Here is a 9,973-nt window from a genome sequence, read left to right as displayed (position 1 = left end):
AGTGTGGGAGAGTAGGACGCCGCCGGACAAACTTTCCTTCAGGGGCCCACCGATTCCGGTGGGCCCCTGAAGCGTTTCCTGGGAATGCCGCACAACACCCTGGACGAGGGACTTAGCCGGCGCTGCTACGCTGCGCCGATGGCCGAACCCTCTGGGCTGTTTCGATCGACGGACGAGCACGAGGACGAGGAGCGCGAGGAAGCGCCGCGTTCTGGGCTACCGATCAAGCGGATCGCAATCGTCTGCGCCGCCATCGCCGGGGTGGCGGTGCTGGTGTCGGGCATCGTGTACGGGCCGACCGTGCTCCGGGTGCTCCAGCAGAGCGACGTCGAGCTGCGGTCGCCGGACCAGGTGGGGGCGTTCACGCTCGACAAGAGCGACGACGCGAAGGACACCGCGGAGTACGTCCGCGACGCCATCGCCACCGAGGTGAACCTCGACGCCAGCGTCGGCCTCATCTACAAGGACCAGGCCGGCAGCGTCATCCTCGTGGCGGGCACCGCGCGGGTCTGGAAGCCCGAGGAGTCGCTCAAGGACGCGTTCGCGGTGGTGGCCGACGACAGCGGCGGCGTAGGCAACGTCCACGACGTCCCGGCCGGCGACCTCGGCGGCACGGTCCGCTGCGGCGTCACCACCACCCAGGACGGCGACCTCACGGTCTGCGGCTGGGCCGACAACGGCTCCGTCGGCGTGGCCCTCCTGCCGGGCCGCCAGCCGGCCGACGCCGCCAAGACCATCCTCGACCTCCGCCAGGCCGTCGAACACCGCCCCTGACCCCTGTGGCCGGGGGAGCGGGCACGACCCGCGCCGGGAACGAACGGCTGAGCGGCGAGACGGTCGCGCCGACGCCGAAGGACCCGCGGTCGGGTTCAGCTGTGCGGAGTGCGGAACCGCGCCGCCGAAAGCGGGGCGCCAGAGCTCAGGGCAGCCGCGCGACAAGACCGCGCAACAAGACCGCGCAACAAGGGCGCGCGACAAGAGCGCGCAGCGCACGAGGCCGGTCGTTGCCCGACGGCGGCGACCGGCCCGGAGCGCGGTCAGCGGTTCTGGACGACGTCCCTGATGTCGCGGAACAGGGCCGCGGACTCCGGCGCCCCGCGGTTGACGAAGACGCCGACGCCCAGGCTGCCGTGGTCGGCCCACGCGCACACCGTCATGTTGATCTCCGAGCTCGTGCCCTCGGCGCACCGCAGCTTGCCGCCCCACTTGCCGGCGTCGTACTCGGTGGGGCTGCCGATCGTGTCCGAGCCGCTCGAGAAGCCCTTGAAGGCCTTGTCCAGCTCCGAGGCCGGGCTGAGGATCGTCGAGGTGGCGGCCACCAGGATCACGGGCTTCTGCTCGTTGCCGTCGGCGTAGATGCCGGCCGCGACCTGGTCGACCGTGTCGAGGTCGTTGCGCAGGTCGGACTCCAGGGAGTCGGCCAGCTGCTGCATCGTGTCCGAGTCCTGCTTCTGCAGGCCGCCGGGGAGCGTCGCCGGGGCCGACACCGTGGCGCCGGCCTCGGAGAACACCGGGTAGAGGAAGACGCAGGCGGCGATCGCGCACACCAGGAAGACGCCGCCGACGATGCTCAGCGTGACCTTCAGGGCGCTGGCCTTCTTCGGCGGCGCGGACGGCACCATCGGCGGCGGCGCCGGGTAGGCCGGCCCCGGCCCGTATCCGGGCGGCACGACCGGCGGCGGGCCCACGGGCGCGGGTGCCTGGTAGGCGGCCGGCGGATAGGCCGGAGCGGGCGGCGGAGGCTGCTGATAGCCGGGTGGCGGCCCGTACGCCGGGGCGTCCGCAGGCGGTGGCGGCGGCGTGCCGAACTCGGGCGCGAGGTCATACGACATCGGCTGGAACGGCTGGGAACGCGGCTCGTCGTCCGGCGGGCGGGGCGGGTAGGTCACCGTCGATCAGTCTCCTGAGTGAGGGGGCACTGGCGAGCGTAGACCCCCCGTGCGACAGTTCTAGACTTTGCGTGTGACGGATACTCCACTGACGAGCGAGGCAACCCCCGGCGGGGCCCCGGCGCTCTCGGCTCAGTACGCGCCCGGTGACGTCGAGCAGCGGCGGTATGAGCAATGGGTAGCCGACGGCCTCTTCCAGGCGGACGCGAAGAGCGACCGCCCGCCGTTCACGATTGTGCTGCCGCCCCCGAACGTCACCGGGTCGCTGCACATCGGCCACGCCCTGGACCACACCGTCCAGGACTCGCTGGCCCGCCGGCGGCGCATGCAGGGGTATGAGACGCTCTGGCTCCCCGGCATGGACCACGCCGGCATCGCCACGCAGAACGTGGTCGAGCGGCAGTTGGCGGGCGAGGGCCTGTCGCGCCACGACCTCGGCCGGGAGGCGTTCGTCGAGCGCGTCTGGCAGTGGAAGGCCGAGTCCGGCGGCAAGATCCTCGGGCAGATGACCCGGCTCGGCGACTCCGTCGACTGGAGCCGCGAGCGGTTCACGATGGACGAGGGCCTGTCCCGCGCCGTGCTCACCATCTTCAAGCGGCTGTTCGAGGACGACCTCATCTACCGGGCCGAGCGCATCATCAACTGGTGCCCGCGCTGCCTCACCGCGCTGAGCGACATCGAGGTCGAGCACTCCGACGACGACGGCGAGCTGGTCTCGATCCGCTACGGCGACGGCGACGGCGCGATCGTCGTGGCCACCACCCGGGCGGAGACCATGCTCGGCGACACGGCGGTGGCCGTGCACCCCGACGACGAGCGGTATCGGCACCTGGTCGGCACCGAGGTCGAGCTGCCGCTGACCGGGCGGCGGATCCCGATCGTCGCCGACGAGCACGTCGACCCGGCGTTCGGCACCGGTGCGGTCAAGGTCACGCCGGCGCACGACCCCAACGACTTCGAGATCGGCCAGCGGCACCACCTGCCCAACCTGACGATCATGGACGAGCACGGCGTGATCACCGTGCACGGGCCGTTCCTGGGTCTCGACCGCTTCGAGGCCCGGCCGGCGGTCGTCGCCGCGCTGCGGGCCGAGGGGCGCATCGTCGCCGAGAAGCGGCCCTACGTGCACGCCGTCGGGCACTGCCAGCGGTGCAGCACGACGGTCGAGCCGCGGCTGTCGCTGCAGTGGTTCGTGCGCACCGGCCCGCTCGCGAAGGCGGCCGGCGACGCCGTGCGCGACGGGCGGGTGCGGGTCGAGCCCCAGGAGCTCACCAAGCGGTACTTCGGGTGGGTCGACAACATGCACGACTGGTGCATCTCGCGGCAGCTGTGGTGGGGGCACCGCATCCCGGTCTGGTATGGGCCGGAGGGCCAGGTCGTCTGCGTCGGACCCGACGAGGAGGCCCCGAGCGGCCCGGGCTGGACCCAGGATCCCGACGTCCTCGACACCTGGTTCTCCTCGGCGCTGTGGCCGTTCTCCACGCTCGGCTGGCCCGACCAGACCGCCGACCTGGCGAAGTTCTACCCCACGAGCGTGCTCGTCACGGGGTACGACATCCTCTTCTTCTGGGTCGCCCGCATGATGATGTTCGGGCTCTACGCCATGGACGGCCGCCAGCCGTTCGACGTGATCATGCTGCACGGCATGGTCCGCGACCAGTACGGCAAGAAGATGTCGAAGTCGTTCGGCAACGTCGTCGACCCGCTGGACTGGATCGAGCGCTTCGGCGCCGACGCCACCCGCTTCACGCTGGCCCGCGGCGCCAACCCGGGCGCGGACGTGCCGGTCAGCGAGGACTGGGTGCAGGGCGCCCGGAACTTCTGCAACAAGCTGTGGAACGCCACGCGCTACGGGCTGAGCAACGGCGCCACGCTCGCCGGCGAGCTGCCCGCGCAGGAGGAGCTCACCACGGTCGACCGGTGGGTCCTGTCCCGGCTGCAGCACGTGATCGGCGAGGTCGACGAGCAGTTCGAGGCGTTCGAGCTGGCCAAGGTCTGCGACACGCTGTACCACTTCGCCTGGGACGACGTCTGCGACTGGTACCTGGAGCTGACCAAGCCGGTGCTGTCCGGCACCGACGAGGCCGCCAAGGAACGCACCCGCCGCGTCCTCGGCCACGTGCTCGACCGCCTGCTGCGGCTGCTCCACCCGATCATGCCGTTCGTGACCGAGGAGCTCTGGACCACGCTCACCGGCGACCGCACCGTCGTGCGCGCCGCGTGGCCGGTGGCCGACGAGTCGCGGATCGACGACGCGGCCGAGGCGGAGCTGGCCAACCTGCAGCGGGTCGTCACCGAGGTCCGCCGGTTCCGGGCCGACCAGGGCGTCAAGCCGTCGCAGCGGGTCGTGGCCCGGCTCGACGGCCTCGCCGGGGCCGGTCTGACGGCGCACGAGGGCCTGATCCGCTCGCTGGCCCGGCTCGACGCGGCCGGCGACGACTTCGCCGCGACGGCGAAGCTGGCGGTCGGCGTCGGCGTGACCGTCGAGCTCGACACCCGTGGCGCGATCGACGTTGCGGCCGAGCGGGCCCGGCTCACGAAGGACAAGGCGGCGGCGGAGAAGGAGGCCGAGCAGTGCCGGGCCAAGCTCGGCAATCCCGCCTTCACCGACAAGGCCCCCGAGCCCGTGGTGGCGAAGATCCGCCAGCGCCTGGCGGCCGCCGAGGCCGACCTGGCCCGGATCGCCGCCCAGCTGGACGCGCTGTGACCGGTCCGGAGCGAAGCGGAGGGGCCGGTCACCGGGAGGCTCAGCACGAAAGGCATGCGGCATGACCACGTTCTCGGAGGTTGATCAGGCCCTGCTGGGGCGGGGGTTCACCCGCATGGTCTTCGACCTCTCGCGGATCGAGGCGCTGCTCGATTCGCTCGGCAGCCCGCAGCGCGCGTATCCGGCGATCCACCTCACCGGGACCAACGGCAAGACGTCGACGGCCCGGATGATCGACTCGCTGCTGCGCGCGCACGGGCTGCGCACCGGGCGGTACACCAGCCCGCACCTGCAGAGCATCACCGAGCGGATCAGCATCGAGGGCGAGCCGATCAGCGAGGAGCGGTTCGTCGAGGTGTACGAGGAGGTCGCGCCGCTCGCCGAGTACCTCGACGCGCGCAGCGACGAGCCCCTCTCGTACTTCGACATGACCACGGCGATGGCGTTCGCCGCGTTCGCCGACGCGCCGGTCGACGTGGCCGTGGTCGAGGTCGGGCTCGGCGGCGCCGACGACAGCACCAACGTGCTGCAGGCGCAGACCACGGTCATCACCCCGATCGGCCTCGACCACACCGAGTGGCTCGGCGACACCATCGAGGACATCGCGCTGGCCAAGGCCGGCATCGTCCACAAGGGCTCGACGCTCATCTGCGCGCTGCAGCCCGAGGAGGCGATGCGCCCGATCCTGGAGCGCTGCGCGGAGGTCGGCGCGACGATCGCCCGCGAGGGCCGCGAGTTCGGCGTGGTGCAGCGCGACCTCGCCGTCGGCGGGCAGGTGCTCACCCTGCAGGGCCTGTCCGGCGTCTACGAGGGGATCTTCCTGCCGCTGCACGGCGAGCACCAGGCGCAGAACGCCGCGCTCGCGCTCGCGGCCGTCGAGGCGTTCCTCGGCGCCGGCACCGAGCGGTCGCTCAGCGCCGAGGCCGTCCGCGACGGGTTCGCGGGCGCGACCTCGCCGGGCCGGCTGGAGCGCGTCCGCAACTCGCCGCCGATCCTGCTCGACGCCGCGCACAACGCGGCCGGCATGCGGGCCACGGTCAAGGCGCTGACCGGGGAGTTCGCGTTCGCCGGCCTGGTCGCGGTCGTCGCGGCGCTCGCCGACAAGGACGTCGAGGGCATGCTGGAGCTGCTGGAGCCGATCACCGAGAGCATCGTCGTCACCCGCAACAGCTCGCCGCGGGCCATGTCGGCGGCGCAGCTGGGCGCGCTCGCCGAGGAGGTCTTCGGCCCCGACCGGGTCCACGTGGTAGCGGCGTTCCCCGACGCGATCGACACCGCCGTGACGCTCGCCGAGTCCGACAACGCGGTGCCCGGCACGGTCGGCATCCTCATCACGGGCTCGGTCGTGACCGTCGCCGACGCCCGCGGGCTGCTGAAGCGATGAGCACCCCCGGCCTGAAGAACCCGGGCGCGGCCGTCCGCGGCGTCGGCGCGGCCGCCCTCGCCGTCGAGGGCGTCGTGCTGCTGCTCGCCCTGCTGCCGCTGGCCAAGCTCGGCGACGGCGGCAACACCGCCGCCATCTGGACCTGCGTGGCCCTCGCGGTGGTCTGCTTCGTGCTCTGCGGCCTGCTCAAGCGGGCCTGGGCGTGGTGGGCCGGGCTGGCCGTGCAGGTCGCGCTGCTCGTCGGCGGCGCGCTGCACTGGGCGCTCCTGGCGCTCGGCATCGTCTTCGGGCTGACCTGGCTCTACGTGTTGTACGTCCGGAGCTCGGTCTACGCGAACAAGCCCGACTGACGTGCGGGCGAGCCGGCTGCTGTCGACGCTGCTGCTCCTGCAGACGCGCGGGCGGCTCACCGCCCAGCAGATCGCCGACGAGCTCGAGGTCTCCGTCCGCACCGTGTACCGCGACATCGAGGCCCTCTCGGCGTCCGGGGTGCCCGTCTACGCCGACCGCGGCCCGGCCGGCGGGTACCAGCTCGTCGACGGCTACCGCACCAGCCTCACCGGGCTCACCACCGACGAGGCGGCCGCGCTGTTCCTGACCGGCAGCGGCGCCACCGCCGCGCACCTCGGGCTCGGCCCGACCCTGGAGGCGGCGCAGCTCAAGCTGCTGGCGGCGATGCCGCGGGAGCAGCGCTCGACGGCCGAGCGCATCCAGGAGCGGGTCCACGTCGACGCGCCCGGCTGGTTCCGCGACCCGGAGGCGCCGCCGCACCTCGACACCGTCGCCGGGGCCGTCTGGGAGCAGCGGCGGCTGCGGCTGCGGTACACGAAATGGGACAACACCGAGGTCGACCGCACCCTCGAACCGCTCGGCCTGGTCCTCAAGGGCACCGCCTGGTACTGCGTGGCGCGGGGGCGCGAGCGCGTCAACGCCTACCGGGTCTCCCGCATGGACGCGGTGACGGCGCTGGACGAGCGCTTCGAGCGCCTGCCCGGCTTCGATCTCCAGCGGTACTGGCTGGAGTGGTCGGACCGGCTGCAGCAGACGCTCTACCGCAGTGGCTTCGCGACGGTACTGGTGGGGCCGCGCGCCGCCGGCATGTGGTGGATGCTCGGCCCCGTCGCCGAGCGGGCGCTGCGGGAGACGGCCGGCGAGCCCGACGCCGACGGCCGGGTCCGCGTGGTGCTGCCCCTCGAGTCGTTCGAGCACGCGCGGATCGACCTGGGCCGGTTCGGGCCGGACGTGGAGGTGCTCGACCCGCCGGAGCTGCGGGCGCTCATGCGCGCGCAGGCGGCCGAGACGCTGCGCCGCTACGACGGGTCGTAGCGGCGGTTCAGCGGCGGTTCAGCGGCGCAGCTCCCAGCGGGTCAGGGCGATCGCGTGCCCGTCGGGGTCGCGGAACGTCGCCGAGCACAGCTCCAGCTGTTCGCCCTGCGGCACCACCCGGGGCCGGTGCACGAAGTCGACGCCCTGCTCGCGCAGCCGCTCGTACGCCTCGTACACGTCGGGCACCTCCAGGTTGAGGTGCACGACCCGACGGTCGACCGGCGGCATGTCGGCGACCCGGCGCAGCACGACCCGGGCGTCGCCGCTGGCGAGCACGGCGCTGGTCGGCCCGCTGTCGAGCTCGGTGAGCCCGATCGTGTCGCGGTAGAAGCGCAGCGACCGCTGCAGGTCGGACACGATGAGCGTGACGCTCACCCCGGCGACCCCGTTGAGCGGCATCGCCTGCTGGCGCGGGGAGGCGGCGAGGAACTCGGCGACGGCCCCCTCCGCCAGCGGCTGCTCCTCGAGCTGGTCCTCCGGCAGGTAGTGCTCCGTCGCGTACGGGTCGGGCGTCACCGCCTCGTCGTCGTCGGCCGGCCCGGCCTCGCGGGGCTTGGGCCAGATGGGCGGCGCACTGTACAGCCCGGCCCCGACGGGCACCGGCCCCCGCCCGTTGGCCGCCCAGGCCGAGGCGGCCCGGCCGGGTTCAGCGGTGGGCTCCTCGACGACCGCGGGCGGCGTCTCCTCCTCGACGGCGGGTGCCAGCTCCCCGGCGGGAGCCGGCGGCTCGTCGGCGGGCGCGTCGAGGACGGTGCCTTCGAGCGTCTCCACGGGCGTCGCGTCGGGCCCGGTGAACCGGTCGGCGGTGTGTTCGAGGCGGGGCAGCCGGATCGGCAGCTGCTCGGTCTCCCGGTCCGGGTACGACGCGATGACCGGCGGCGCCTCGGCGCCGCTGCCGGTCTCGTCGAGGGGCTCGCTGCCGGGCTCGGCTTCGGTCAGCGGCGCGGCGAGCGGCGCGGCCTCGGCGAGGGGCTCGGTTGCCGGTTCGCTGTCCACGGTGGACACGGTGGACACGGTGGTGGAGACGGCCTCCGGCGGGACCTCGGCCAGCGGCTCGGTCTCCGGTTCGGTGTCCGGCTCGGCTTCCGGGCCGATCTTCGCGTCGGCGCCGGCCTCGGCGAGGGGCTCGGCGAGGGGTTCGGCGGCCGGTTCGCCGTCCACGGTGGACACCGTCACCGGCTCGGCCGCGGCCTCCTCCACCACGGCGTCCTCGGCGGTCCCGGCCGGCGCGGTGCCGGCCGGCGGTGCCTCGGCCGGCGGTGTCTCGGTCGGGGTCAGCAGGGAGCCGCCCTCGGGGATCGTGTACTCGTCCGGCGGCGCCACCGTCCCCAGCAGCGACAGGCTGTCGCGGTCGGCGTCCGGCTTCTCCGTGCGGCGCCGCTGGCTCGGGCGTGGGCTCGGACGGGGCCGGGGGCTGGGCCGGCGGTGGCCGCTGCCCGGCACCGGCCGGGAGGGCAGCCGGCCCACCCACGGCTCGTCGTCGGCGGACACGCTGCCGAGCGCGGCCCGGGTCTCGACCGGCCCGTTGGGGTGGTCGCTGAGGCCGAGCGGTGCGTCGACCCGCACGCCCTGCGAGGACTCGGTCCGCATCGCCGTCGTGCGGTCGGGCCGCCAGTCGGAGCGCACCCCCTGCGCCGGCACCAGCGCGGTGCCCGGCCCGGCCGGCTCCGCGCCGGCGGCCTGGGCGGAGGTGGGGATCTCCTCGGGCTCCGGGCGGCCGGTCGCCAGCGCGTCGACCGCGGGCGGCAGGTGGTGCCCGGCCCCGGCCGGCGGCTCGGCGACCTCCACGTCGTCCTCGCGCAGCTCCCCGCCCGCCAGTGCCTCGGCCTCGGCGGCCTGCACGGCCTCGGCGCGGGAGGCGGCCAGGGGCTCGGCCCGCATGCCCTCGGGCGCCTCCGGGCCGGCCGGGCGGGCCGGGCGGTCCGCGACCGCCGTCGCCGGGCCGCCGCCGGAGACGATCGGGCGGCCGGCGTGGCGGGGCGGCTCGGTGATCGGGGCGGTGACCGGCGGCAGATCCATCGTCGGGCGGTCGTCGGGCGGGATGTGCAGCGGGGCGTCGAGGTAGCTCTCGCCATCGACCGAGTACCTGTTGCGGGGGGACGGGGGCGTGCCGGGCGGGGTGAGCAGCTCCTCGGCCATCGCCTCCTCGTGCGTCTGCACGCGGTCCCAGCGGACGGTCACCCGGGCCGGCTTGCCCTTGAGCACCCGCACCGGCAGGGTGGCGCCGGGCTCCGGCCATTTCTCCAGCGGCACCGCCGGATCCGTCAGCGACACGGAGACGCCGTTGATGCCGGTCGCGCGGACCGTCAGGCGCAGCCGGGCGCGGGCGGCGCGGGCCTCGGTCGACGGCCGGGGCGAGATGTCGTCCACTGTGGCCTGACCGTAGACATACTGCCGGACGCGGTTGCGCGAGTTCAGGAACATCACGCCGAGCGGGCCGGCAGCCACCACGACGACGCCCAGCGCGACGAGCACCGGATTCTCCTGGCCCCAGCCGCAGGAGGCCAGCAGGCCGCCCACGAGGACCAACGATGCGATGACGAGCCCCCGGCTGCCGGACGACGGCGGATTGGTGCGGGACGGCAAGTCGACCTCCCCAGACGACTGTGACACCAGGCTATGCCTGATCATCACCCAAACGGAAGTCCGCGGCACCCTGGCGGGGCC

7 protein-coding genes are annotated in these 9,973 nt (G+C 73.9%); 5 read left to right on the top strand and 2 right to left on the bottom strand.

The window, feature by feature from the left end:
- Positions 1–138: 138 nt before the first annotated feature.
- Positions 139–774 carry a hypothetical protein gene (locus IEZ31_RS16050; RefSeq protein WP_190250641.1) on the top strand — a complete coding sequence of 212 codons (636 nt, stop codon included), beginning with the start codon at positions 139–141 and terminating at the stop codon, positions 772–774.
- A 263-nt stretch (positions 775–1,037) separates the two neighbouring features.
- Here IEZ31_RS16050 and IEZ31_RS16045 read toward each other — a convergent pair whose 3' ends face one another.
- Positions 1,038–1,889 (bottom strand): hypothetical protein, encoded by an 852-nt coding sequence (locus tag IEZ31_RS16045; RefSeq protein WP_190250640.1) that lies wholly within the window; start codon positions 1,887–1,889, stop codon positions 1,038–1,040.
- Positions 1,890–1,962: 73 nt separating this feature from the next.
- Here IEZ31_RS16045 and IEZ31_RS16040 point away from each other — a divergent pair, with 73 nt between their 5' ends.
- The 4 genes from IEZ31_RS16040 (at position 1,963) to IEZ31_RS16025 (ending at position 7,306) form a co-directional block, all read left to right on the top strand.
- Positions 1,963–4,596: a valine--tRNA ligase gene (locus IEZ31_RS16040; RefSeq protein WP_373294604.1), complete on the top strand. Its 2,634-nt coding sequence runs from the start codon at positions 1,963–1,965 to the stop codon at positions 4,594–4,596.
- Positions 4,597–4,657: 61 nt separating this feature from the next.
- Entirely contained in the window at positions 4,658–5,980 is a 1,323-nt protein-coding gene (locus IEZ31_RS16035) for a bifunctional folylpolyglutamate synthase/dihydrofolate synthase (RefSeq protein ID WP_190250639.1), read from the top strand.
- A complete protein-coding gene (locus IEZ31_RS16030) occupies positions 5,977–6,330 on the top strand; it encodes a DUF4233 domain-containing protein (protein WP_190250638.1) in 354 nt (117 codons plus the stop codon). The genes IEZ31_RS16035 and IEZ31_RS16030 overlap by 4 nt, the downstream gene beginning before the upstream one ends.
- Before the next feature lies 1 nt (position 6,331).
- Positions 6,332–7,306 carry a helix-turn-helix transcriptional regulator gene (locus tag IEZ31_RS16025; protein WP_190250637.1) on the top strand — a complete coding sequence of 325 codons (975 nt, stop codon included), beginning with the start codon at positions 6,332–6,334 and terminating at the stop codon, positions 7,304–7,306.
- Positions 7,307–7,324: 18 nt separating this feature from the next.
- Here the strand turns inward: IEZ31_RS16025 and IEZ31_RS16020 are convergent, their stop codons facing one another.
- Complete coding sequence (locus IEZ31_RS16020) at positions 7,325–9,892, bottom strand: VOC family protein (protein WP_190250636.1); 2,568 nt, start codon at positions 9,890–9,892, stop codon at positions 7,325–7,327.
- Positions 9,893–9,973 lie beyond the last annotated feature (81 nt).

It is taken from the genome of Dactylosporangium sucinum (assembly GCF_014647515.1).
Classification (GTDB): Bacteria; Actinomycetota; Actinomycetes; order Mycobacteriales; family Micromonosporaceae; genus Dactylosporangium; species Dactylosporangium sucinum.
The sequence above is the reverse complement of the archived record's forward strand: the minus strand, read 5'-3'. Positions and strand labels throughout refer to the sequence as shown.

What these genes read in the sequence shown, in the direction of transcription:
- IEZ31_RS16050 (WP_190250641.1), top strand. Translation starts at nt 139, where the DNA reads ATGGCCGAACCCTCTGGGCTGTTTCGATCGACGGACGAGCACGAGGAC.
- IEZ31_RS16035 (WP_190250639.1), top strand. Translation starts at nt 4,658, where the DNA reads ATGACCACGTTCTCGGAGGTTGATCAGGCCCTGCTGGGGCGGGGGTTC.
- IEZ31_RS16030 (WP_190250638.1), top strand. Translation starts at nt 5,977, where the DNA reads ATGAGCACCCCCGGCCTGAAGAACCCGGGCGCGGCCGTCCGCGGCGTC.